This window comes from Photorhabdus sp. RW14-46 (genome assembly GCF_963887965.1).
Classification (GTDB): domain Bacteria; phylum Pseudomonadota; class Gammaproteobacteria; order Enterobacterales; family Enterobacteriaceae; genus Photorhabdus; species Photorhabdus laumondii.
Genome location: NZ_CAWPHH010000004.1, coordinates 77,772 through 100,938 on the forward strand (window position 1 = coordinate 77,772; position 23,167 = coordinate 100,938).

Genomic DNA, 23,167 nt, shown 5'->3' on the forward strand with positions numbered 1-23,167 from the left:
ACCACCTGTTATTTGAATATAACTTTAATATGTTTTCAGGAGATCATTACTATTTAAAAATAAATTTATACCCTATGGATTTCAAGATGCATCGCGGCGGCAAGGGAGCGAATCCCCGGGAGCATAGATAACTATGTGACCGGGGTGAGTGAGTGCAGCCAACAAAGAAGCAACTTGAAAGATGACGGGTATAGAAGTTATTTATCCGGCACTGACAGCGTATTGGCTGGCAATAAATCGGCCTTTTCCCATACTGGGTGCGGTTATATCGGGGCCACTCGATGGATTATTTGCTGGCTGTGATGGGGTAAAACGGGCAATGAATTGCTGTCCAACCACAATCACCGTGGCAGGGCTACGACAAAAATTTACCTGCTGGCCGACATCCAATTGAGCAATGGTGACCATACCCATGCCGGGTATTGGATGGCTAGGAGTAATATATTGTGCTTGAAGCTGTATCTTTTTTTCATCCCCCACCATTACGATTTTTTTGCCTTGGATCTTAACGTGACCACTGCCCCGGACGATTGCCGGCCCCAGAATAGTGACCTGCCGGTTACCGAACAAGGGTTCGAATAGCAAAGTGTCGCCATCAACCACCAGTTGTTTACTCATAAGATCACTTCTCCTTCACCAAGCTTAATAATACCTTCAACTTGCTGGCTAATTTCGCTACCTCTCAGGGCATAGCTCACCTGAATATGCAGGCTATTAGGCAAATTTATTTTTTGATTCACCTGAATTTCAGTCATTTCCACTCGGGGTTCATAACGTAATATTCGCTCTTCAATACGCGTTTGAATACGCGCCATTAATTCATCAGTGATATTTTCAAACAGATAATCATGCAAACCACAGCCATAATCTTCACGCATAATCCGCTCACCGGGTTCGGTGAGAAAAAGTACTTTCATACTCTGGCGGACATGTTCTGCCCCTTCTGCCATGATGACTCCCGTCTGAGAAGAAAATTGTGGCGGAAATGCCCAGCCCCGACCATAAATATCGGCTAATATTTTGTCTGCCATCTTATTTAACCTATTATTGTGTTAAATTAATTTTCGCCCCTTTAATATCAACCCCAGATTTTCCAGCGGCTGATAGGGATTTTTCGGCTTGAATATTAATTTCCTGCGCCTGAGTGATGAGATTTTTAGCGGAATTAATGGTGATATCTTTATCCTGTTGCAAAGATAAGGTATTTTTTCCACTATTAAATGCGAGCGTATTGTCTTTATTATCGAAGATTAATGCCTGCTGATTCTCTCCCTGTTTAATCACTAACGTTTTCATTTGATTTTTTTCACTGGGTTCTAACGGTGATCTATTTTTAGGATTATGCATGGCACCTAATATCACCGGAAAACGAGGATCACATTCAAAGAAACCGATTATTACTTCATCCCCCGGCTCTGGATAGAAGCAGAATCCACTCTCATGACTAGCATAAGGTTTGCCTAAACGGGCAAAAAAGGTGCCGTTGGTTAAGCTTAAGGCCGGTATGTTGACCGGAATACGGCCTAACGATTGGCTATCCTGTTGATATTTTTCTACGATCCCGATATGCAACTCTTTAACCTGAGGTATAACCTGTTCTATATCTGATTGCATGCCTAACGTTAACCGGGTACGCCAACCTTGCCGCGGGTTAATGATCTGGCTGACACCAGTGATAATCGCCTGACCATCCATTCCCGCCCCAAAGCCAGTTAACGCCAAAACATCACCCGGCTGATAGCAATCATGGCCTGCAACCTCAAAGCTGCCGGATATATTATGGTTTCGCCGGTTGCCCATGATGCCCTGAGTAAACTGCTTGGTTTGTTCATTATCCAATGGGGAGCTGAAAATCCATTGCCACTCTTGATCGGTCAGCGGTTTCAGCGCGTCGGTAGCAAGTTGACCATGCCCAAACCCACTATTTTTTACCTGAATCGCCTGAGACAACTTTTGTTGGTTAATATCCCAAGACTGTACACTCACCGTTTTGGGGCTGCGCTGATTATCCCATTGCAAATTCGCTTCAAACAGCACAATGTCCCGCAGGTCGCCGCGCTGACGAATGGTGTGGACAGTTGACCGATTAAGTGATTCCGGCGTGACCAACGTAACGGCATCATGGCTGGGGAGCAGCCAGGTATTGGTAGCACTCAATCGGCTCTTTAAGAATGTCCAATCATTGCAACGAAACTGCACCATTTGCTCATGTACCGTTTTAAGTTGAGGTGCCTGTTTTATCGTGACAGGTACCCCAGCCTGACTGCATAGCTTCTTGATAATCGCCTCATCACTCTGCTTACTGAACAGTTGTGAGTGAAAATTATGGGTTAATTTTTGCAGTGGATGTTTTGCCGTCAGAATCATTAAACTGTCCTGACCTTTAAGCCCCAGTGTCTGCCGAACGATGACTCCCTTAAACAACACGGTTTCTTGCATTTGCACGATAAGTTCATGGTTCGGGCGGCAATTTGCTAACTCAGCCTGCACCTTGGCATCAAAAATATGACTGGAATCACCAATAATACCCAAAGTGACGTTAGCCGAAGGAATGCCATTGATAGGGTAATTGGCTGACAGGCTGATAACTGTAAACTGATTGAGCGTTTTGCCGCCTATCTTAATCGCGATCGGAGGTATCTTCATGCCTTCCTCCGTGCTTGTAGCGTTTGTCCCGGCGTGAAATCATCAAGATTATCCAGATCGTTTTGCCAAGCCAGCGAAAGATAATCGATACCGCCCGCCAGAGCCGCGCCAGCACCCAGTGCTATCAATGGCAGAGAGAGCATATCGGTTACGCTAACCGCAGTAGCCGGTGGTGATTTTAACTGCTGCTCAGTGGCCTGAATAATAAAGCTCTCATCCGCCACCAGCGATAAGGTGGCAATTGCCCGTAACGGCATAGCATCCCGATCAAACAAGGTGTAATGAATGTTGAGACCGCTGGCCCGGCAAGCAAAATAACCTTTGTTTTCCCAACGCATTTTGCCCCACTTGATTTTAAGAAAATGAGGGACGTTGGTACCGGCATCAACAGCACAGAGGGTTTTCAGTGTCGCCAGTTGGGTTTCTATCGGCGTATTGTTGCCGGGCATAGAGGCATCAAACAGTAGATCTAATGACAAGCCCGCGGGCTGAGACGACACATAATGGTTGCCTTGGTGGGCATGGGTAATGCTTTCATCGTTTCTATAATTGGCTTGATAGTTGAACTGGATCGCATCGGGGTTATACATCACCGGTAAACTGCCCACCAAGATTTTACCTTCCCGATCTTTAAAAGCCGTCAGCGTCAATTTGGACAGACTACGTTCAATTAAGCTCATAATCGCCCCCGGTTTCACGTAATGCCTCTAACACCTCCCGTTTCACCCTCTCAATCAGGCGAGCGTCATCCAGTGCTTCTTGAGCTAAGGTTCGCAGGGAAGATAAATCACTCGCAGAATCGGTAACTTTGGCCTGAATAATCAGTTCTTTAATTTCTACAGTCATGCTTTCACTCCTAACCAGCGCATATCCTGATAACGTAACTCCAGGGAATTGACCAAAACGGCATTACTATTGGCATCAAAGTCACCGGTAGACCAACGAACCGGTAACGCGTTACTCACGGTCCAGCTTGCCACCGGTAAAAAATTTTCATTCAGCAACATGATGACCACATCAGCATAAACCGCTTTTTCCCCACGCAAGACACGATCAAATATCAGAGTCAGCGGTGTAATCGTCATCACACCACGCTCCAATACCAAACTACCGTGCTGGATCTTCTCGGCCAGCCAAACATTTCTGGCGTTTTCCCCGCCTTGACTGTGTTGAGTAGTTTGCAGTTCACGACTGAGCCCCGATATGCGCTGAAAGGCAATATCAAGTGGACTGGGAATATTGTTAAACAGAAAACTGGCGATAAAACGGTGTGACACTGACGGGGTGTATAGATTGTGCATATTTTGCCCCTGTTTAATTTAATCCCATGGTCCCGGTGCGCGTATCAAACGTCAGACTCAGCTCAATAAATTCCGCCGGAATGAGCAGAGCCAGTTTGATTTTCATAATCATTTTCCCAGCCCGCAGATCCGCTTCATTCATTGATTCGTTAACACCGAGTAATATGTCAAATGCTTGGTCCTCTTGGGTCCCTAACAGTCCACCTTTCAACCATAATTGATGCAGCCAGTTGTAAGTTTGGCCTTTAAGTTTCATCCAAGTGATAGCGTTGTTAGGTTCGAAAACAAAAGCCCGGCCTAATCGGGTGAGATGAGCTTCGATATAGGAGACCAATCGGCGAGTTTGGATATAACGCCAGGGAGAACCGGGGATGTTATCCAGCGTTCGGCATCCCCAGACTTTAATCCCTTTGCCGGGGAAGCTGCGAATCAGATTCAACGAAGTGCCATTCTGATTAAAGAGCGCATCAGCTTCAATAAAGGATCGTACTGGGCTGACAACCTTAGCTAAAGCTACGTTGGCCGGTGCGGTCCAGATACCTTGTTGATGATCATTACGCTGGATAACCGCCGCCACCGCCGCAGTAGGCGAAAGGATGATATGTTGACCATTTTCTTGATATGTGGTTTTCAGCCCCGGCCAATATACCGCGCCCCATTGCCGATCACTTGAGGAAAACTGCGCCAAACATTTAGCGGCCAGTACCGGATCATCCGGGGCATCCAGCAATCCCATGATGCCACGTCGGCTCTTGCACAGTTCGAGTACCGACTGCCAAAACTGCAACCAAAGATCTATCTCGGCACCGGACTCTCCCGTCTGATTAAAGCGGACAATATCAGGGACGACAACCAGTGTAATAGCACTCTCCGCGGCAATAGCCTGCTTAAGCCAATCCTGTTGCAGTGCGATGATCAATGATTGAAAATCGCTCAGTGGTTCATCAAGGGTCAGCGGCAGCACATAGGCTTGTTGACCGCCATTTTCAAAAAAGTGGCGCACGGAGGTGTACATTAATGAGTCGTACATTAATCCTGGCTCACAAAATTTTAGGGTAAAATCGGTCAGGCTGTTTAATTTGACTATAGTTTTACTGCCCGAACTTTTTGGAATATCACCAATAAAAACCGGTACACCAATAAATGCATCCCCCGGCTTCTGGGATATCAGGTTTTCCGCGCTTGTCACACCCGGCTGTGTTATTTCCATTATCATTTCCTCAACAGGACAGGCGCGGCAAACCGCGCCCCAGTACAGTTACTGTGCGACTTTTTGCGAAAATTGCAGGATAATAAATTCAGCCGGGCGAACCGCCGCCATGCCAACCTTGACGATCATTCTTCCTTGCTTAATATCCACCTCGGACATGGTGACACCTTGACCAATCTGGACAAAATAGGCTTCTTGGGGATGACTGCCAACCAGCGCCCCTTGTTGCCAGAGTTGATGGAGATAGTTGTCAATGGCTGACCTTACTCGTTCCCAAGTCGGTTGACTATTGGGTTCAAAGACGGCAAATCGCATTGCCTGTTTGATATCCCGTTCCGCCGCATTAAATAAACGCCGTACCGGAATATAGCGCCAGTTGTCATCATCTTTCAGGGTACGTGTACCCCACACGACAAACCCTCGATTATTGAAATAGCGGATAACATTGATACCTTTTTGATTCATGGTACCTTGCTCATCTTCGGTGAGCCGTTCTTCTACATCACTAATGCCACTCAGAACAATATTAGCCGGTGCTTTCCAGACACCACGACTGGCATCAGTAGCACAATAGACGCCGGCCATGATTGCACTGGCGGGAATAGTTTTGTTTACATTCTTTATTGCAGTAATAGCCTCCTTATAGACATTCGGGTTTTTCTCTTTGAGTTCCGTCAAATTGGTAACATTGTTTGCTTTTGCATCCTTATAACTTGAAACAGCTATAAGACTCTCTTCCATTTGCATAAGTTGTGAGACTTTCACCGCGGGATAATACGTTGCGGTTTGTGAGGATACGTTAGTGCTGATAGCGAATGCTTTATCCTGATTATCAGCGATAAGGAAATAGCCCTCATTTAATAATGAAGATGTCAGGCTGTTATATATCTGACTCTGATAACCAGAATCCTGTTCAGAACAGACGATTAAGGTAATTTCTAAAGCCTGCTTAATTAATTCTGGGATTAATGCCAGAGTCGTATTATTGGTATCAGCTATTGGTAGGATATAACAAGGCCCACCGCCATTTTGGAAATAAAGTTTTAAGGCATCGCTGCTTGTTGTATAGGTACCGACAGTCACCTCATAAGTGTAATCAGCTTTTTTTTCTTCTTCTGGATCGCTATTAACCTCTCCATTTTCATTTTCGGCTGATATATCACCTTCAATTTTTTCAACTTTCTTAGTTTTTTTAGCGGCAGGTGGAGGTGTTGATTTAATCGCTATTGACGTAACACAACCCACATGAAACAGGTTAGTGAAATCCAACCAGCTACTAACACGTGTTATTTTTGGCGTCGTACTGGTTTCTTTCGGTAAAAAACGCCCAATAAAAACAGGGATTGCGGTGCTTCCTTGACTAACAGAGAGCGCCGGTGAGGCATCTTCTTCAATATAGACGCCAGGATAAGTTGGTACTATTGGCATACTGCCTCCAATTATTGTCCGATGTTCTGCGTAAACTGCAAGATAATAAATTCGGCTGGACTAACAGCGGCCATACCAATTTTAACGATCATTTTGCCTTGTTTAATATCGACATCAGTCATGGTGATGCCTTTACCAATTTGAACAAAATAAGCTTGTTCAGCTTTATTGCCCACCAATCCGCCTTGTTGCCAGAGAGAATAGAGATAATTATCAATCGCTCGGCGTACAACTTCCCAAGTTGGTTGGCTATTAGGTTCAAAGACCGCAAAGCTCATGGCATTTTTAATATCTCGTTCCGCGCTGTTAAACAGACGGCGAACAGGGATGTAACGCCAATTATCACTGTCCTCAAGTGTTCTGGCTCCCCAAACCAAGGGGCTACTTTTAGGAAAAGTACGGATCATATTCAACGCTTTATCTTTGTTATATTGCGCTTGCAGATCATCAGTCACCGGATATTTAGGTTGTAATCCTCCTTGAATAGCAACGTTAGCGGGTGCTTGCCAGACACCTCGATTGTTATCGACACTGGCATAAATACCGGCCATCACTGCACTGGGTGGAATATCAACGCTAGCTCTTTTCCCTTCTTCATTTTTTTCTCCCCACTCAGCGGTCAGCCAAGGATAATAAACTGCGCCATAGGCGGTAGCGGTATAAATCTTAAGTACTTCATCGGGTTTTTGGTTCAAATCTATTTGAGTGACTGGGCCATCAAAAATGGCAAATAAACCTTTGCCCGGTAGGCAAAGTGTACCTACAGCAGTAGTAATATCCTCTCCGGCAGCAACCAGCAATGTGACATCATCCAACTTTGGAACTTGGTTTACTAAATCTTTAGTTTTAACGAGATAACAATATCCACCGCCGTTAATAAAATAGGCACGTAGTGAAATATCAAGCTTATCACTAGGATTAAATTGTCTACCTCTTAGAGCCAGATATTCTAGCCAACTATTAACACGATGATAGTCATCTCCTGACCTAAAAAGATTTTCATCTCCGACAGCAAAAACAGGGACCGCCGTTGCACTGGTACGGACAGAGAGTGCCAATGAAGCATCTTCTTCAATATAGACACCCGGATAATGATAAGTTGTCATAATATTCGCCTTTAAAAAGCACTGCATTGACGTGCCAGACTATTCCTGACAACAAACAGTCCTGACACCAAACAGTGTATTAATGGAACTCAACAGTCACTCGATCGGCTTTTAAACTTATTTCCTGTACCGCAACTTCATTACTGGTCGCATCAAAACTGGGTGCTGTGAGTTTTTCCGGGAAAGCATTAGCAATATTCCAGGTAATTAGCAGGTTTGAACCTGTTTCATCGGTGAGACTAATAGAAATATCTTTCTTTTCTATCTGATTAAGCGAAATAGAATTAATCCAATCGTACAATTTAGATTGCCCTTTAAAAATACCGCGCTTCAAGGTAATGCTTGGTCTCTGACGCTGACCGGGCATTTGTAACCAATTACCAATTCCATCACGATATTCAATCGTGTCATAGCTAATATCTAATCCCGATACACTTTGAAAAGACATTTGCTCATCACCAACGGTCACGACAAAACGGTAAGTTGGAATAGGGTATTGAACAGCAATTTGATCGACAGTTGTAGACATTGTTATTTCCTTAAGAGTTAAATTCATAACCGGGTTAGAACACATATCATTTTAGGTACGCTACCGCCCTTAGGTATCATGCCTAATGCCTTACTTGTATACCCGTCATCTTTCAAGTTGCCTCTTTGTTGGCTGCACTCACTCACCCCGGTCACATAGTTATCTATGCTCTCGGGGATTCGTTCCCTTGCCGTCGCAATGCATCTTGAAATCCATAGGGTATATATTCACTGTGCTTTAATATCCAAACCCTCATTCAAGGTTCAAGGAATGAGGCGACCTGACTACTGACTAACTACTGATTAACGTAAGTTAATACGTGATAAACATCACACTGTTGGAGCTTTAAACTATTCATCGAACAGTAATCACTCAAATACCGCCAAATAAAAGTTAAAAATAAAAAATAATTATTTTTATCGATTTTTACCTGTTAATTCAATTACATAAATAAATCACGTTCAATTCACAGCATTATTGCTCGTGGATATCTATTCATTAATTTTTACAAAAGGAATTTATAAACAATAAATAACACCTAAAAATATTTTATCTATATTTCTAAATCTTACATCACTTCATGGGTAATCATCACAATATAAATAAAACTAATAATTAATTATCATTAGTTTTACTTCTTAATAAAAAACAGAAAAATAACCCATATGACAAAATAAAATAAAAAATTTTAAATAATTTATTTTCTTGCATTACTCATTCATAAAATATATAAACTCTAACAGGTATAAGTGCCTATTGAGCCCTCCTGGCTATATAAAAAATAGACAAACACTAAACAGAGGCAGAGAATGCGTTATGTTGAAAATAACTAGAGATGTTTATTTAGACTGTGACTCAAACAAAATAATTCATGGTAAAAATATATTTATCATTACAGAGAAAGAGAAACGCCTGCTACTTGCACTGTGGGAACATGCATCCCAAGGGAATACGTTAAACCGGGAGCAACTGATCCCTCTAGTTTGGCCTGAACGCAAAGATGGGGTAGCAGAAACCAATTTACTGCAATTAATCTGCAAGTTACGCCGAACATTACGTTATTGTGATCTAGGTGAAGCCATACACACGGTGTACCGACAAGGTTATCGTTTTATCCTGCCACTTCAAGATGACGAACAAGATAATCGTCAGCTCCAAAATACTCAATTACCTATTCCCATCGCTACACCGCCAAAGCCATTTTACTGGCGTTTCACCAGGATGATTGTTATGTTTATCACCGCAATCATCTGGATATCAACTATCCTATATACAGCTCCTTTTCTGGCTAAGAAATAATGGTGACTTTTATTTAAAAAATGATTAAATCCCCATCAATGGATGGTCCATTAAATTAAACAGCATACAAGCGGGTTTCATCCACTTCTTTACGGCTCATTTCAGCAAGTTATGGGCCGCTTTAATAAGAAAAGATCATGATTCATGATATTAAGTTATCTATTTTTTATCGGTGTAACTCCTTCGTCATTAATTACGACTACCGCTATCGGCAATAAATCCGTCAGGAATACATGTCCCCGCCACTGTCGGGATTTTCGTATCTCTTTGACTGATAACATCCAGATGTCAATCGGCTTGTCCATGAATTTCATATTTCCACCCCAACTAGAAATTAAGATCCCGTTAAACGTGTGTGAAAAAAGAAAAGGCCACGCAATGCGTAGCATGGAATGTGTATTAACCGCTTTTACTTTTACGTTTACCTTATTCCTTTTACGTCACTGATAAATTTCAATATTTAACTGCTCATAGAAAGTGTTAAGTTAAATGTCACAGGTGAAATCACCTGATTATATATGCCAACAAATAACAGCAATAATAAGGAAACCAATATGATATTAACAGATTTCAAAATATTCCTAAACCCTAACCAAGCTATCGAAGCTTATAAAAATGGGAATATAGCCATTCCTATTCGATGGAGAAATATAGCAATAAAAAACAAAGGCCAAGCAGCAATGAGGGTTTTAAATTTCTGGGCGTCCCCATTTGGGGAGTATGAATTCTATAATTCTATTGATGTCTGGCCTGGAGAAACTAAAATACTCAACGCGCCTCCTAACGCTATTTATTACTATAGAATTACAGCCGTCAATTTAGACGCAACTCTAACCACAGAAGCTGAATTTAATTGGGTATAAAGATTCTTAAGAGTTAGCTACATATCTCTCGTATATAAGAAGATTTAGGTCAATATAGCTCAAACTTCACTACGCAGAAAGTAACATCTTCATTCTCTGCTAAATACTTATCAACTACCGAGGATTACTCGGTAGTTGAAATTGAATGCCACATCAGACATTATCTGAGAACGTGGAAGTGGACTTTATATATGAAAAACTCCGCAAGTAAGAGGCTTGGAATTCAACATAATATATACCCGTCATCTTTCAAGTTGCCTCTTTGTTGGCTGCACTCACTCACCCCGGTCACATAGTTTTCTATGCTCCCGGGGATTCGCTCCCTTGCCGTCGCGATCCATCTTGAAATCCATTGGGTATAGTTAACGCCAGTTACAGTAAAAACGCTTGGTTTCACCTGTCTGCTTTAATATGGCACCTAGTTTTTCTACGGTTGGGTTTTCCGATTCATAATAGTAGACATCGTATTCATAATTATCGTTATCTGCACCATTATCATGCAAGAAAGTTCCAAAATCATAAGTTACATTATCAACTGAGACATAAAAATTCTTCTTGAGTACTTCTTTAATTTTCTGATAATTAGCTTTATCAAAAGATACTCTCAAATACAATCCACCTCTATTATAGCAGAACATTAAAATGCTTTTAATATCTGTTTTATTTTGGGTTATATTTAAAGCACCGAAAGTAGATTCCCCTTTACCAAGGATTCCCTTGTCACTCATATATCCCCAGTCCTGCCCTGTATCATACTTACTAGTCCCTAAGGTAACATCAAAAACCAACATATTGTTATCTGGCTCTAACAATGACCAATCACTACCCATTATATCTTCCGGCGTTGGTTGCCAAGGTAACCAATGTCCATGCTTATCGCACTTCTCAATATAAATCAGATTATTGCCTTCACTGTTAGCGTTCGATTCGGGAATAAGGCGTATATATTCATTAGGGGAATCCCAATCACCACGACGCGCTTGATTTCCTAGATACACTTGAATAATCGCCCACGGACAAGAATTTTCTGGGGCAACGACATGATTACATTTGTATTGATCAGGGCTTAATGATTTATGCTCAGGCGGTTTATTTTCTATTTCAGTAATTTCTGGCTTATTCATTTCAGACATAAACACCTCACTTAATTATTTATTAATAAAGGTAATTTCATCTTACTGCCAAATAGCCATAAGATATTATTCAAATTAGATTCTTACTTCAATCGAATATTCTTAAGTTTACTACTGCATAAACGGTAAAGCACCGCGAGTGCTAAGCCTAAACTATTAATAAGAATAGTTGGTAATTACACTATTTCCTCATTTATCTCCAATAGATTGGCATTGTGAAAACTCCATAAAAAAACCTGCCTGCGCAGGTCTATTGTTTTTCTTAGTAAATGGGTTCATACGCTTACATGATTAAGCAGTCTTAATTCCCGCTCATTTAGACACTGAAAAGAATCTTCTACGATATGAACAAGTTTATCCAACAGCCTATCAATACGCGAATGTGCATCTGGCATCACCACGGCCATGACCTGATAATGATTTTCATAATACCAATGTTGAGCATAAACCAGATAATTGTCACTTTTCCTGTTGTGTAGCATCACATTTGTCGGCCACGGTTTTTCATTCAGGGGAAGAATATGTAACTTCCATATTCCTGATTCCATAGCCTGCATGTTGCGCTCAAAACGCCCTTGGCACCCAGCCAACCAGATACCTCTTCTGCACCACTCAAATATTTAACCAACATGGTTGCGTAATCATGAGCAGCCGCATTGAAAAGTATCTCTTCCGCCACGCTGACGTAAACCATATACCTAACCCCACACAGGCAATGGAATACCGAGCTTTTTATGCGAGAGATTCACCAACTCTTTGTAACTTTCCGCGTCGGCTTTCGGTGTATATTCACCTGCATTAACTGGCAAGTACTGCTTTAACATTGTTGCAATACGCAATAAAACGTTTCTATTATTTGCAAAAATCCTCAACGCTCTCTGAGAATGCGTTTGGAATAGCTTGACATGCAGTCCCCATGCAGGCGAAGACTCCGCAAGAATATAACTTAATTTCAAGAGATGGAGTTGACTCGTGGCGATTTTTGCAGCGGATTCGTAACGTTCGACTACATCACGAATATCTATATCTGGTTCGATCCCGTCACGGTCAATGGTTTCAAGTAATTCAATACCAATTTGGGTATTTTCTTTCAGGTAGGCAAGCGCCATTTTAGATTCAGAGAAATATGACATCACCTCTTGAGCAGTCAGCATTTTTTGCCCTGCTCTGTCTTGCACCAATTGCGTAATCGGAGCAGAAAGATACTCTGGCAATTTTGCTAACTGATTAACGTCTGGAAGTGGAGTTAGCAACGTTACTAACGTTGTCATTCCTACTGTCATGTGACCCCCTTTGATCTGTCTGTGGGATAAGTATATAGGAATACAGTATACATATCGCCTTCCGCACTACCTTACATTATTCTGCATACTTGCTTATCAAAGCACAATCAAATTTACTAGGATCTAACGTCTCTTTCCTATAAGAAGCATTCTTCATTATCCAACTTGCAACGCCAATCTCAGAATTTACCAACCAGACTGGCTCATCATCGCGTTTCGATTTTAGATTGCTCCCCATTACCCCGGCAGGAAAATGATACGTTGTAGTACGGACGACCACATTCATCATATTCAGGATGAAGGTAAATCTCATTTTCCTTCGCTTCATTCATCATTGACTCCTCATCTTTTCGCAACACACCAACACATGAACAAAATAAGCGATTGCCTAATTCCCCTATCCTCTTAATGGGTGTATATAAAGATCAACTCTTTTTTTCAAAAAAATACGATTTTTAATGCCTAGACTCTATCGCCATCGATATAACAACGTATCGGGCAGGATATTTAATCCCCATAACAATAACATGACATTTATTGAAAAAAAATAAGCTTACATTGGTTGCCATAAAATGACAAAGAGTTGAACATTCGGTTATAATCAGATAATCACTCCATGAGAGAAATATACTATTTTCATTATTATTCAACACGTTACATTAATTTAAATCTCATTATTCCTTTTTAAATATCATTCATAAAATCGCTGTAAAAAGGAATAATTCTCATTCATGTTATGCGAATAACAAGCTCCCGGGGATTCACTCCCTTGCCGTCGCGATGCATCTTGAAACCCATACATAGGGTATAAATTATATTTTACACTGATATGCCCACCATTTATTCCTTATCTTCCACAGCAAGATAAATTATTTATAGATGGGACAATCCCCTTAATTATCTGATAACAAAGTCAAGACTTTATTATCACAAAATGCCGTTCGTTTAATTTTTATTGAACTTCAACAATAAATAACTAAATAATTCCAAAAAAAACAGTCAACAATCCTAATAAAATTATATTAATTAATAATATTCTTATTTGTTTTTAATGAGAACTTATTTACAAAGATAGGGATAAATGAGTACTAAGATGCGGAAAATAATTACCAATTAATCAATAAAGTAACTTTGTGGTGTTAAATAAATTCGTAAAGTCATGGAACTATCTGTCTTGTTAAACTGCCATAAGCCGGTTACTCGTTCCCTTACAATTAAGGAGGGAAATAATCATGGTGCTAAAACAACTCATCTTAGCCACTCTGATTTTTAGTTTATTGTCAACTGATGCACTCGCAGGAAAACCACAAAACTATCTCTACACTTCATCCGATGAGCTCGATCAATTACGTCCTCTGTTAGAACGTCAAAATATTGACGGTGTACAAGTTGTTTATGCCATTTTATCTCTAACAAGGCACAAAATATCAAGGCGGTTTAGTTGCTCAAGTTGATAATCCCGGTGAAGGCAAAGCACAAGGTTATGGTTGGGTTGCTATTCAATGGAATACAGCGTTGCGCAAACGCTATCAGGATCTGCTTTTCGAACTGGTAAAAGAGTTTGACGGCCGTATTACCGGGATTAATCTACCAGAAACCGCCGTTGATATTGACATGAAACAGGATAAGACCGGTTTTAGCCGTGACCGCTATTTTTCCGCCGAACTTGATAATATCAAATTCGCCCGCCAGGTATTTAAAAAATCCTACGTAGTACAATACGTTAATTTCTGGCCATGTGAATGGGATAACGATCATCAGTATATGTCTCGCTTTTTTAATTTCGCGTCGAAAAATAAGATCGGTCTCGGCGGCCCCGATATCGTGCCATATCAATCTGCTCAAATGAAAAACGCTTATCCCTTTTTCAATCGTTACAAAGGCAAACTGGATTTGGTGGCAATGGCAGTCCAAGAACCCACACTGACCTACACCAATCCAAAAACTAAAAAAGCCTTCACTCAGGAGGAGTTTACTAATTTTGCCGAAAACGACTTGGGGGCTAACATTATTTTTTGGAGTACCACAACACCCCGGCTAAAGCAGTAAAACCAAGGCCATGCAGATTTGTGCATGCACAATGGGCTGTGCCAAACACCAGACGAGAGTGAATATAATGTCAGGTTTGTCGTACAAGTTGCTCCAAAAGGCGAGGAACAGTCCATTTTTCCTCACCACGATCAAACATTCACTTGGAATATTCAAATAAGAATTATAAATATAAATTTATCATTTAGGTACAGTGAAAAATCTTTATAATTATCTCCGCATATTAACAACGCGGAGCTTACAATAATCCTCTCCGCGTAGATGAATTTTAACTCATGTCATTAACTGAATCGATAAAACGATTAAGAACACTTGAGTGTGATTTAGACTTATAAATATAACATTGATTTGCTGCGCCAGGTTTTTCAATGGGAACAAAACTCAAAGCGTCTCCTCCTTCCAATTCATCAGGATGAGAATCTGTAATAAATATATAATCTCTGGAATAAATGAAATTCATGCAGCATCCCATATTATCCATCTGACGCATATTTACTTTTCCACCACTTTGAATAACTTCTTCTTCCAAGTTTTTAACGAAGCTACTTTTATAAAGTACAGGATCGCATAGCCAAGTATTACTCTTTAGCAATTGCATCACATCGCCATTAGCAATATCTAATAACTCTTTTCGGCAGCAAATTCCCAATTCAGGCCCTTTTATTTTGCGAATGAGACTAAAACGGTCACTTAGTATCTTTTCTGAGCTCAGAATGAGCGTGTTGCCGTCATAATCCACTATTTCTTCAATGTTATCATAACTAAACCGGAATATATTTACCTGTGAGCTATTTCTATCAGCTGCCTTATATAAATAAATAAGATGTTTGTTTTTCCCCCAATCGTAATAAATATTAACTATGTTACATATACTACCACTGATATGTTTTTTAGTTATTTCTTTTTCTTGTAAATAAAGATCTTTAAGATCATTATATAATTCTAAACCATCTTTAGTCAGACTCATCCCAAATTTCTCCCTTTTGAAAAGGCGCTTCCCTAATGTTGCTTCGAAGTCTTTGATTGATTTAGCTACTGGGGGAGTTGTACGGTTCATCACTCTTGCCGCTTTACTTAAAGAACCATTTTCCACCACTGCCATGAATGCTTCTAATTTACGAGAAAAAAACATAATTCACCGTTCCTATATAACTTGTGGCTAAAATAATTTCTTTGAAATAGCCTTCACCAAATGACAGCTAAATCAAGTTTGATACTGTGAAGGCATAAATTTTGTACAAAAAAACAAATACTTCTCAAACATATACCACATAAAAAAAGCGTATGTTCAATACATAGGTGGCTCAATAAACTCTATTATTCATGTTTATCATGGTTCAAAAATTAATCTCAACCAATCAACCATTAGAAAATATAAACATTACTAACGAGCTCAATTTTCTATCAAAGATTAGGATAGGGTTCTACATTTTTCAGTAATCAATTTTTGTAACACTTGAGATAAAAACGGTCTAACTGAGGCTCTTTCTCACCACAATTTATTATATTTTTCACAGCAAATTATAATATTAGGGGATCCGTTACTATTTCGTGCTGACCATTGTCAATAGTTACTTTTTAAGATCCATCTGTTACTATTGTTCCTGTGTCTTTTTACTGGATGGCTGTAAAAGATGAAATTTATCTCTTTTAATATTAATGGATTACGTGCCCGCCCCCATCAGTTAGCTGCGATCATCGAGCAACATCAACCCGATGTTATCGGTCTACAGGAAACAAAAGTTCATGATGAAGCGTTTCCTCTAGAAGAGGTTGGGAAGCTTGGCTATCATGTATTTTATTACGGCCAGAAAGCCCATTACGGCGTTGCACTGTTAACGCGCCAGGTGCCTCTTGCGGTGTATCGTGGTTTTCCAGGGGATGATGAAGAGGCTCAACGCCGGGTTATCATGGCAGAAGTGGAAACCCCACACGGATTATTGACCGTTATTAATGGCTATTTCCCACAGGGAGAAAACCGTGAACATCCAGTGAAATTTCCGGCAAAAGAGAAATTTTATCAGGATCTGCAAAACTACCTGGAGCAAAACTTAACCCCTCAATCACACGTGATTATCATGGGTGATATGAATATTAGTCCGACCGATCTGGATATCGGCATTGGTGAGAACAACCAAAAACGCTGGTTAAAAACAGGTAAATGTTCTTTTCTGCCAGAAGAGAGAGATTGGATGGATCGCCTGAAAAACTGGGGTCTGGTTGATACATTCCGCCATCTCAATCCTGAATGTAACGACCAATTTTCCTGGTTTGATTATCGTTCCAAAGGGTTTGATGATAATCGAGGGCTACGTATTGATTTACTGCTTGCAAGTAAGCCTTTGATGGATCGCTGTATCGCAACAGGTATTGACTATAAAATCCGTGAGATGGAAAAACCGTCAGATCATGCCCCTGTTTGGGCAGAATTTGAAATTTGATATTCCGTTAACACCGAATATCAATCGTTTTTAAAATAATGTAATAATTGCTGCGCGCTATGGCGCAGCTCTTTTGGTATTTTTCGGTGCTTTTATTTTTTTCCCTTTTTTATCTTTCACTGGGAGGGGGGGTAAATCACGAAAAGCGGTTAAATTACGGTTCTGTTTGGCCTGCCAAATTAATTGCTGCAATGTCTCCTCAAGTGGCCCCATGAAATCTTGATAGCGGAACTGTTTTTCACTGATTTGCGTTAACCGCGACTCCCAATGGGCGGTCATATCCGGTAAAGCGGCCATATCAGGCAATACATGGATCAACGCCCTACCCGCAGGTGTGGCATGAATATGACGCCCTTTTTTATAAAGAAACTCCCGTTTAAACAATAGTTCGATAATGCCAGCCCGCGTGGCTTCCGTTCCCAACCCATCTGTTGCACGAAGGACTTTTTTCAGCTCTTTATCCTGTACAAAACGGGCAATTCCGGTCATAGCAGAAAGGATAGTCGCATCAGTAAATGGCTTTGGCGGTTGGGTTTGGCGCTCGACTACCTCTCCTCTTTCACACAATAATTCATCACCTTTAGCAACAACGGGTAATGGCGTTCCGTCATTCTCTTCATCACGCTCTTTATTACCAAGTAACGTTCTCCAACCTGCCTCAGCAAGAAAACGGGCTTTAGCAATAAATTTTCCACCCGCAATTTCCAATTCAATAACACATTTACGGAATATGGCATCCGGGAAAAATTGCATCAAATATTGTCGGGCAATTAAACCATAAATATTAGCCTCGCTATCCGTCAGATTTATATGGCTACTTCGAGCTGTAGGGATAATTGCATGGTGAGCATCAACCTTTTTATCGTCCCAACAACGATTCTTTCTATCTATTTCCAGTAACTCTTGTGGCAACAGCTTTGTTGCATGAATAGATATCGCATTAAGCACGGCATGACGACCGGCAAAGTGTTCATCGGGCAAATAACGGCAATCAGAACGGGGATAAGTAATTAACTTATGGGTTTCATACAATCGCTGACAAATATCCAACACTTGCTGCGCATTTAAGCCAAAACGTTTAGCGGCTTCAATTTGCAAAGAAGATAATGAAAATGGCAAAGGAGCGACTTCAGATTCCCGTTTATCCTGATAAGAGATCACATAGGCTGGTTGACCGGTTATTCTGGTAACAATATGGTCAGCCAGAGGCCGGTGTATCAATCGCCCTTCTTCATCCAAAAAATCGATACAAGATTCACTTGGTTGCCAGATAGCGATAAAACGTTCATCTTTCGGCGTAACAATATGCGCTTTCACCTCAAAAAAATCTTTGGGTACGAAATGCTCAATCTCTTCATCCCGGCGAACAACTAAACCCAAAATAGGGGTCTGAACCCGCCCGACAGATAGTACCCCCTGATACCCCGCATTACGGCCAAGCAAGGTATAAGCACGGGTCATATTAATGCCATAAAGCCAATCAGCCCTAGCTCTGGCGAGAGCTGAAACACATAGCGGAATAAAATCCCGATTATCTCTTAACCGATCAACCGCTCTGGTTACCGCTTGTGGATTTAGATCACTTATCAAACAGCGGCGAACATTTTTTCGCCTCACTGCATCCAGTTTCAAAAAATCCAGCACCTCATCCACCAACAGTTGCCCTTCCCGATCTGGGTCACCGGCATGCACTATTTCATCGGCTTTTTCCAACAACGTCTGGATAATATTGAGCTGTTTCTCAACAGAAGGTCGCGGTTTTAACTGCCATTTTTCAGGAATGATGGGAAGATCAACTAATGACCAACGAGCAAAGCGATTGTCATAGGCATCAGGTTCCGCCTGTTCCAGCAAGTGCCCAATACACCAAGTAACAAACTGGTTATCTCCACAAGCGATAAAGCCATCACCACGGCGATGCGGTTTTGGTAAAACATCGGCAATCGCCCTGGCTAGGCTTGGTTTTTCTGCAATAAAAAGCCGCATGGATATTATTCATTAACCTCAATGAGTACTCTGCCTGACTGTTGCTCAGACAATTCACCAATCGCGGTCAGTTCGATGCCATGACATCGTGCAATCGCTTTCACTTCGTCCATAGCTTCTGGTAGAACAGCCAGCAGCAGCCCACCGGAGGTTTGCGGATCACATAACAGTTTGCGCTGAAGTTCTGTCATTTCACCAATAAGATGACCGTAACTATCAAAGTTACGCCCGGTTCCCCCCGGAACACAACCCTTTGCAATATAGGATTCCACTTCTGGCAGTTTAGGCACTTTTGCAAAATGGAGTGTTGCCTGAACCCCCGATCCTGCACAAATTTCACTTAAATGGCCTAAAAGACCAAACCCGGTTACATCGGTCATTGCTGTAATGCCAGCCACTTCCGCAAAATCCATTCCCAATTTATTTAAGCGACACATGGTTTCTATCGCAATTCCCTGATGTTCAGGTAACAGCAAGCCTTTTTTCTCCGCGGTGGTCAATACACCAATTCCAAGCGGCTTGGTCAGAAATAGCTGGCTTCCTGCTTTCGCGGCACTGTTCTGTTTCACTCGGTCAATATTAACGATACCGGTTACAGCCAAACCAAAAATAGGTTCAGGCGCATCAATAGAGTGCCCTCCTGCCAGTACAATCCCAGCCTCTTTACACGCAGCCCGGCCACCTTCAATCACCTTACGGGCAATTTCCGGCGCTAATTTATCAATAGGCCATCCCAAGATAGCTATCGCCATAATAGGCTTACCGCCCATCGCATAAATATCGCTGATAGCATTTGTGGCAGCAATGCGCCCAAAATCAAATGGATCATCGACAATCGGCATGAAGAAATCTGTCGTACTGATAATGCCGGTACCATTGCCAATATCATAAACCGCAGCATCATCACGGGTTTCATTACCAACCAGTAAGTGAGGATCAAGAAATTTTTCCTGCTCACTATGCAGAATGGTTTCCAAAACTTTTGGTGAAATTTTACAACCGCATCCAGCACCGTGGCTGTATTGGGTAAGACGAACTTCTGTTGACATAACAGACCCCGGTTACAAGTAGCTGACAAAATTGGTCATATCAGGCGCAGTCACCTTATTGGGTGCTTTTAGTGCAGGCGTTCCAAGGTAGAGAAAACCCACTATTTTGTCATGTTCATGACAACCCAAACCGGTACGCACGGTATTATCATCAGTCCATGAACCCGTACGCCAGATACCACCAAACCCTTGAGCCACAGCCGCCATTTGCATCGCATGCACCGCACAACTGGCTGAAACCACCTGCTCCCATTCAGGTATTTTGGAATTCTCCACCACTTTTGCAATAACAGCGATGATTAATGGTGCACGATAAGGCGCACTTTTCGCTTTTTCTTCCGCCTCAGCGCCAAGCTGACTATCAATGGCGGCTTGATGGAGTAATCGACTGAATCGCTCAATACCGTCATCCTGCATGACAATAAAGTGCCACGGACGTAATGCACCATGATCAGGTGCTCTCATTCCCGCCGCCAGAATATGCTGTAATGCTTCACCTTGAGGTGCCGGGGTGGTTAAACGTGATACTGAACGTCTGTTCAACAAAAGTTCTAATGCATTCATCTTTTCTCTCCTAAGTAATGTATTTTGTTATAAGCTAACATTTTCTGTTTATTTGTTAACAAATAAAAGCCCTAAAGCTGTCTTTTCAGGCAATATGCCACTATTTGAAGCTGACATTTACATGTCTGATCATTAGGATAGCTTCACTTGATCCTATTTTTGGAGATGATATGCGTATTTTATGGAAGTTGATCGCAAGATTATTTAAATGGAGTTGGCGACTATTAAATTTTATTCGGGAAGTCATTTCAAACCTGATTTTTATCATGCTGATTCTGGTGGTGGTTGGCAGTTTTCTACTTTACCAACAGACAAACAAAACGGCAGATAGTTATCAAGGAGCATTATATGTCAATCTCACCGGTGTTATTGTGGATCAGGTCTCCAACCGTACCCCATTGACTCAATTAGGCCGTGAGTTGTTTGGTACATCCAGCAATAAATTCCAGGAAAACTCCCTGTTTGATATTGTTGATAGCATTCGCCAAGCAAAAACCGATAACAAAATCACGGGACTGGTGCTGAAACTTGATGATTTCATCGGTGCCGACCAGCCATCTATGCAGTATATCGGTAAGGCGATTAATGAGTATAAAACTTCCGGTAAACCAGTTTATGCTATCAGTGATAGTTATAATCAGTCACAATATTATCTGGCGACTTTTGCCGATAAAATCTATCTATCGCCACAAGGAACGGTTGGTCTTTATGGCTATTCAACCAATAGCCTGTATTACAAATCCCTGCTGGATTCGCTGAAAGTCACCGCGCATATTTTCCGCGTCGGCACGTATAAATCGGCCGTTGAACCGGTTATGCGTGATGATATGTCTCCCGCTGCCCGCGAAGCTGATAGCCGTTGGATCAACGGCCTGTGGCACAACTACCTCAATACTGTCGCTACCAACCGCAAACTCACTGTTGATCAGGTATTCCCAGGCGCTAATGAGATGATTGCCAGCTTACGTGCTGTTGGCGGAGATAATGCGCAATATGCGCTTAAACACAAGCTGGTCGATTACGTTGCGCCACGCAATGTCATTGAAAGTGACATGACAAAAGCCTTTGGTTGGGACGAAAAAAACCGCCACTTCAATGCTATCAGCATTTATGATTATGCACCGCAATTGGTAGAAGGCAGGTTATCATCTAAAGGCAATATCGCCGTTATTGTCGCGCAAGGGGCAATCGTCGATGGGCAGCAGACCCAAGGCATGGTTGGCGGTGACACAACCGCCGCTCAAATCCGTCAAGCTCGTTTGGATGATAATATCAAAGCCGTTATTCTGCGAGTAAACAGCCCTGGCGGCAGCGTGAGCGCTTCAGATGTTATTCGCACCGAACTGGCTGCGCTACGTGCAACGAATAAACCTGTGGTGGTTTCTATGGGGGGAATGGCGGCATCCGGTGGCTATTGGATCGCGACCCCGGCTAATTACATCATCGCAAACCAAAGTACGTTGACGGGTTCGATCGGTATCTTCGGTGTCATCACCACTTATGAAAACAGTCTGGAACATATTGGTATCCACACTGATGGCGTTTCTACCACACCACTCGCGGGTATTTCTGTTACTAAAGGGCTCAGCAAAGAGTTCTCAGCACTGATGCAGCTTAATATTGAGAACGGCTATAACAACTTTATTGGCCTTGTTGCTACCTCGCGCCATAAAACACGCGAAGAAGTCAATAATATTGCTCAGGGGCATGTGTGGATTGGTCATGATGCGAAAACCAATGGATTGGTCGACCAATTAGGGGATTTTGATGATGCGGTCACCAAAGCGGCTGAATTGGCAAAATTGGATAACCCTGAGCTTGACTGGATGCAACCAGAAATGTCATTCAGTGAGTTGCTGATGAGTCAGTTGACAACAACCGCACAAGCTATCGTGCCGGAAGCGGTTCAAGCCTGGCTACCCGCGCCATTGGTGCAGGTAGCTCAGGAAGTGAAACAACAGAGTGAGTTCTATCGCCATCTGAATGATCCACAAAATCGTTATGCATTCTGTTTAAATTGCGGAGATATTCGCTAAGCAACCTATCACAGTGCATGATTCTAGTTAATAGCTCGATTAATTTAGCCTGACAAACCCTGTCAGGCTTTTTTTATTTTGTAATACTCCTATACCCTATGGATTTCAAGAGGGATCGCGACGGCAAGGGAGCGAATCCCCGGGAGCATAGCGAACGATGTGACCTGGGTGAGTGCAGCCAACAAAGAGACAACTTGAAAGATAACGGGTATATAATCCAGCTGATCTTTTTATGAGGTACAGT

At 41.8% G+C, this 23,167-nt stretch carries 26 protein-coding genes and 1 pseudogene; 6 read left to right on the forward strand and 21 right to left on the reverse strand.

The features are described from left to right. Positions 1-201 precede the first annotated feature (201 nt). The 11 genes from AACQ38_RS05045 to AACQ38_RS05095 all read right to left on the reverse strand — a co-directional run bounded on the left by AACQ38_RS05045 (position 202) and on the right by AACQ38_RS05095 (position 8,375). A complete protein-coding gene (locus AACQ38_RS05045) occupies positions 202-618 on the reverse strand; it encodes a hypothetical protein (RefSeq protein WP_011146745.1) in 417 nt (138 codons plus the stop codon). Beyond that, entirely contained in the window at positions 615-1,031 is a 417-nt protein-coding gene (locus tag AACQ38_RS05050) for a GPW/gp25 family protein (RefSeq protein WP_011146746.1), read from the reverse strand. The genes AACQ38_RS05045 and AACQ38_RS05050 overlap by 4 nt, the downstream gene beginning before the upstream one ends. Before the next feature lie 13 nt (positions 1,032-1,044). Further along, a complete protein-coding gene (locus tag AACQ38_RS05055) occupies positions 1,045-2,646 on the reverse strand; it encodes a phage baseplate assembly protein V (protein ID WP_165577585.1) in 1,602 nt (533 codons plus the stop codon). Beyond that, the gene (locus tag AACQ38_RS05060) at positions 2,643-3,326 is read right to left on the reverse strand and encodes a CIS tube protein (RefSeq protein ID WP_011146748.1); all 684 of its coding nucleotides are present in this window, start codon (positions 3,324-3,326) and stop codon (positions 2,643-2,645) included. The genes AACQ38_RS05055 and AACQ38_RS05060 overlap by 4 nt, the downstream gene beginning before the upstream one ends. Further along, a complete protein-coding gene (locus tag AACQ38_RS05065; RefSeq protein ID WP_011146749.1) occupies positions 3,313-3,492 on the reverse strand; it encodes a DUF5908 family protein in 180 nt (59 codons plus the stop codon). Before AACQ38_RS05065 ends, AACQ38_RS05060 begins: the two co-directional genes overlap by 14 nt. Further along, positions 3,489-3,947 (reverse strand): phage tail protein, encoded by a 459-nt coding sequence (locus AACQ38_RS05070; RefSeq protein WP_011146750.1) that lies wholly within the window; start codon positions 3,945-3,947, stop codon positions 3,489-3,491. Before AACQ38_RS05070 ends, AACQ38_RS05065 begins: the two co-directional genes overlap by 4 nt. A 13-nt stretch (positions 3,948-3,960) precedes the next feature. Continuing rightward, positions 3,961-5,157, reverse strand: a complete 1,197-nt coding sequence (locus tag AACQ38_RS05075; RefSeq protein WP_165577586.1) for a phage tail sheath family protein — start codon at positions 5,155-5,157, stop codon at positions 3,961-3,963. Between the two features lie 48 nt (positions 5,158-5,205). Next, positions 5,206-6,585, reverse strand: a complete 1,380-nt coding sequence (locus AACQ38_RS05080) for a phage tail sheath family protein (RefSeq protein ID WP_165577589.1) — start codon at positions 6,583-6,585, stop codon at positions 5,206-5,208. 11 nt (positions 6,586-6,596) lie between these two features. Continuing rightward, entirely contained in the window at positions 6,597-7,691 is a 1,095-nt protein-coding gene (locus AACQ38_RS05085; RefSeq protein WP_165577591.1) for a phage tail sheath family protein, read from the reverse strand. 79 nt (positions 7,692-7,770) lie between these two features. Beyond that, entirely contained in the window at positions 7,771-8,220 is a 450-nt protein-coding gene (locus tag AACQ38_RS05090) for a phage tail protein (RefSeq protein WP_011146754.1), read from the reverse strand. A 23-nt stretch (positions 8,221-8,243) separates the two neighbouring features. Further along, on the reverse strand, positions 8,244-8,375 hold the full coding sequence (locus AACQ38_RS05095; protein ID WP_255563013.1) for a hypothetical protein: 132 nt from the start codon (positions 8,373-8,375) through the stop codon (positions 8,244-8,246). Positions 8,376-9,036: 661 nt separating this feature from the next. Between AACQ38_RS05095 and AACQ38_RS05100 the strand changes: the two genes are divergently transcribed. Continuing rightward, a complete protein-coding gene (locus AACQ38_RS05100; RefSeq protein ID WP_232507858.1) occupies positions 9,037-9,519 on the forward strand; it encodes a winged helix-turn-helix domain-containing protein in 483 nt (160 codons plus the stop codon). A 155-nt stretch (positions 9,520-9,674) separates the two neighbouring features. On the opposite strand, the gene AACQ38_RS05105 is transcribed toward AACQ38_RS05100, so the two are convergent. Next, a complete protein-coding gene (locus AACQ38_RS05105) occupies positions 9,675-9,833 on the reverse strand; it encodes a hypothetical protein (RefSeq protein WP_165577593.1) in 159 nt (52 codons plus the stop codon). A 240-nt stretch (positions 9,834-10,073) separates the two neighbouring features. On the opposite strand from AACQ38_RS05105, the gene AACQ38_RS05110 reads away from it, so the two are divergent. Beyond that, positions 10,074-10,382 (forward strand): hypothetical protein, encoded by a 309-nt coding sequence (locus AACQ38_RS05110; protein WP_242685524.1) that lies wholly within the window; start codon positions 10,074-10,076, stop codon positions 10,380-10,382. A gap of 223 nt (positions 10,383-10,605) precedes the next feature. Here AACQ38_RS05110 and AACQ38_RS05115 read toward each other — a convergent pair whose 3' ends face one another. The 5 genes from AACQ38_RS05115 to AACQ38_RS05135 form a co-directional block, all read right to left on the reverse strand. Then, a complete protein-coding gene (locus AACQ38_RS05115) occupies positions 10,606-10,779 on the reverse strand; it encodes a hypothetical protein (RefSeq protein ID WP_165577595.1) in 174 nt (57 codons plus the stop codon). Then, entirely contained in the window at positions 10,745-11,515 is a 771-nt protein-coding gene (locus tag AACQ38_RS05120; RefSeq protein ID WP_165577597.1) for a Thoeris anti-defense Tad2 family protein, read from the reverse strand. The genes AACQ38_RS05115 and AACQ38_RS05120 overlap by 35 nt, the downstream gene beginning before the upstream one ends. 275 nt (positions 11,516-11,790) lie before the next feature. Continuing rightward, positions 11,791-12,105: a type II toxin-antitoxin system YafO family toxin gene (locus AACQ38_RS05125; RefSeq protein ID WP_165577599.1), complete on the reverse strand. Its 315-nt coding sequence runs from the start codon at positions 12,103-12,105 to the stop codon at positions 11,791-11,793. A gap of 108 nt (positions 12,106-12,213) precedes the next feature. Next, positions 12,214-12,786 carry a hypothetical protein gene (locus AACQ38_RS05130; RefSeq protein ID WP_165577600.1) on the reverse strand — a complete coding sequence of 191 codons (573 nt, stop codon included), beginning with the start codon at positions 12,784-12,786 and terminating at the stop codon, positions 12,214-12,216. Positions 12,787-12,874: 88 nt separating this feature from the next. Beyond that, entirely contained in the window at positions 12,875-13,126 is a 252-nt protein-coding gene (locus AACQ38_RS05135; protein ID WP_207631789.1) for a hypothetical protein, read from the reverse strand. A gap of 904 nt (positions 13,127-14,030) precedes the next feature. On the opposite strand from AACQ38_RS05135, the pseudogene AACQ38_RS05145 reads away from it, so the two are divergent. Beyond that, positions 14,031-14,847: pseudogene (locus AACQ38_RS05145) on the forward strand (hypothetical protein). A gap of 268 nt (positions 14,848-15,115) precedes the next feature. Here AACQ38_RS05145 and AACQ38_RS05150 read toward each other — a convergent pair. After that, the gene (locus tag AACQ38_RS05150; protein ID WP_011146771.1) at positions 15,116-15,979 is read right to left on the reverse strand and encodes a helix-turn-helix domain-containing protein; all 864 of its coding nucleotides are present in this window, start codon (positions 15,977-15,979) and stop codon (positions 15,116-15,118) included. A gap of 502 nt (positions 15,980-16,481) precedes the next feature. On the opposite strand from AACQ38_RS05150, the gene xthA reads away from it, so the two are divergent. Then, complete coding sequence (xthA, locus tag AACQ38_RS05155; protein ID WP_011146772.1) at positions 16,482-17,288, forward strand: exodeoxyribonuclease III; 807 nt, start codon at positions 16,482-16,484, stop codon at positions 17,286-17,288. A 57-nt stretch (positions 17,289-17,345) separates the two neighbouring features. Here xthA and AACQ38_RS05160 read toward each other — a convergent pair whose 3' ends face one another. From AACQ38_RS05160 to AACQ38_RS05170, 3 genes are read right to left on the reverse strand one after another with little or no spacing between them, the layout of a single operon-like run. Next, entirely contained in the window at positions 17,346-19,274 is a 1,929-nt protein-coding gene (locus tag AACQ38_RS05160) for a DNA topoisomerase III (RefSeq protein WP_011146773.1), read from the reverse strand. Positions 19,275-19,279: 5 nt separating this feature from the next. Beyond that, on the reverse strand, positions 19,280-20,323 hold the full coding sequence (gene selD / locus AACQ38_RS05165; protein WP_058588638.1) for a selenide, water dikinase SelD: 1,044 nt from the start codon (positions 20,321-20,323) through the stop codon (positions 19,280-19,282). 12 nt (positions 20,324-20,335) lie between these two features. After that, positions 20,336-20,887, reverse strand: a complete 552-nt coding sequence (locus tag AACQ38_RS05170; RefSeq protein ID WP_011146775.1) for an NAD(P)H nitroreductase — start codon at positions 20,885-20,887, stop codon at positions 20,336-20,338. A 170-nt stretch (positions 20,888-21,057) separates the two neighbouring features. Between AACQ38_RS05170 and sppA the strand changes: the two genes are divergently transcribed. After that, positions 21,058-22,923, forward strand: a complete 1,866-nt coding sequence (sppA, locus tag AACQ38_RS05175; RefSeq protein ID WP_165577603.1) for a signal peptide peptidase SppA — start codon at positions 21,058-21,060, stop codon at positions 22,921-22,923. 98 nt (positions 22,924-23,021) lie between these two features. Then, the gene (locus AACQ38_RS05180; protein ID WP_165577604.1) at positions 23,022-23,159 is read left to right on the forward strand and encodes a hypothetical protein; all 138 of its coding nucleotides are present in this window, start codon (positions 23,022-23,024) and stop codon (positions 23,157-23,159) included. Positions 23,160-23,167: the final 8 nt, after the last annotated feature.

Bases quoted from the DNA above. Each gene is read 5' to 3' on its own strand.
- AACQ38_RS05110 (WP_242685524.1), top strand. From the start codon at position 10,074: ATGATATTAACAGATTTCAAAATATTCCTAAACCCTAACCAAGCTATC.
- AACQ38_RS05055 (WP_165577585.1), bottom strand. From the start codon at position 2,646: ATGAAGATACCTCCGATCGCGATTAAGATAGGCGGCAAAACGCTCAAT.
- selD (WP_058588638.1), bottom strand. From the start codon at position 20,323: ATGTCAACAGAAGTTCGTCTTACCCAATACAGCCACGGTGCTGGATGC.
- AACQ38_RS05070 (WP_011146750.1), bottom strand. From the start codon at position 3,947: ATGCACAATCTATACACCCCGTCAGTGTCACACCGTTTTATCGCCAGT.
- AACQ38_RS05075 (WP_165577586.1), bottom strand. From the start codon at position 5,157: ATGGAAATAACACAGCCGGGTGTGACAAGCGCGGAAAACCTGATATCC.
- AACQ38_RS05080 (WP_165577589.1), bottom strand. From the start codon at position 6,585: ATGCCAATAGTACCAACTTATCCTGGCGTCTATATTGAAGAAGATGCC.
- AACQ38_RS05180 (WP_165577604.1), top strand. From the start codon at position 23,022: ATGGATTTCAAGAGGGATCGCGACGGCAAGGGAGCGAATCCCCGGGAG.
- AACQ38_RS05150 (WP_011146771.1), bottom strand. From the start codon at position 15,979: ATGTTTTTTTCTCGTAAATTAGAAGCATTCATGGCAGTGGTGGAAAAT.
- AACQ38_RS05045 (WP_011146745.1), bottom strand. From the start codon at position 618: ATGAGTAAACAACTGGTGGTTGATGGCGACACTTTGCTATTCGAACCC.
- xthA (WP_011146772.1), top strand. From the start codon at position 16,482: ATGAAATTTATCTCTTTTAATATTAATGGATTACGTGCCCGCCCCCAT.
- AACQ38_RS05120 (WP_165577597.1), bottom strand. From the start codon at position 11,515: ATGTCTGAAATGAATAAGCCAGAAATTACTGAAATAGAAAATAAACCG.
- AACQ38_RS05130 (WP_165577600.1), bottom strand. From the start codon at position 12,786: ATGACAACGTTAGTAACGTTGCTAACTCCACTTCCAGACGTTAATCAG.
- AACQ38_RS05050 (WP_011146746.1), bottom strand. From the start codon at position 1,031: ATGGCAGACAAAATATTAGCCGATATTTATGGTCGGGGCTGGGCATTT.
- AACQ38_RS05060 (WP_011146748.1), bottom strand. From the start codon at position 3,326: ATGAGCTTAATTGAACGTAGTCTGTCCAAATTGACGCTGACGGCTTTT.
- AACQ38_RS05090 (WP_011146754.1), bottom strand. From the start codon at position 8,220: ATGTCTACAACTGTCGATCAAATTGCTGTTCAATACCCTATTCCAACT.
- AACQ38_RS05135 (WP_207631789.1), bottom strand. From the start codon at position 13,126: ATGAAGCGAAGGAAAATGAGATTTACCTTCATCCTGAATATGATGAAT.
- AACQ38_RS05100 (WP_232507858.1), top strand. From the start codon at position 9,037: ATGTTGAAAATAACTAGAGATGTTTATTTAGACTGTGACTCAAACAAA.
- AACQ38_RS05065 (WP_011146749.1), bottom strand. From the start codon at position 3,492: ATGACTGTAGAAATTAAAGAACTGATTATTCAGGCCAAAGTTACCGAT.
- AACQ38_RS05160 (WP_011146773.1), bottom strand. From the start codon at position 19,274: ATGCGGCTTTTTATTGCAGAAAAACCAAGCCTAGCCAGGGCGATTGCC.
- AACQ38_RS05085 (WP_165577591.1), bottom strand. From the start codon at position 7,691: ATGACAACTTATCATTATCCGGGTGTCTATATTGAAGAAGATGCTTCA.
- AACQ38_RS05105 (WP_165577593.1), bottom strand. From the start codon at position 9,833: ATGAAATTCATGGACAAGCCGATTGACATCTGGATGTTATCAGTCAAA.
- sppA (WP_165577603.1), top strand. From the start codon at position 21,058: ATGCGTATTTTATGGAAGTTGATCGCAAGATTATTTAAATGGAGTTGG.
- AACQ38_RS05170 (WP_011146775.1), bottom strand. From the start codon at position 20,887: ATGAATGCATTAGAACTTTTGTTGAACAGACGTTCAGTATCACGTTTA.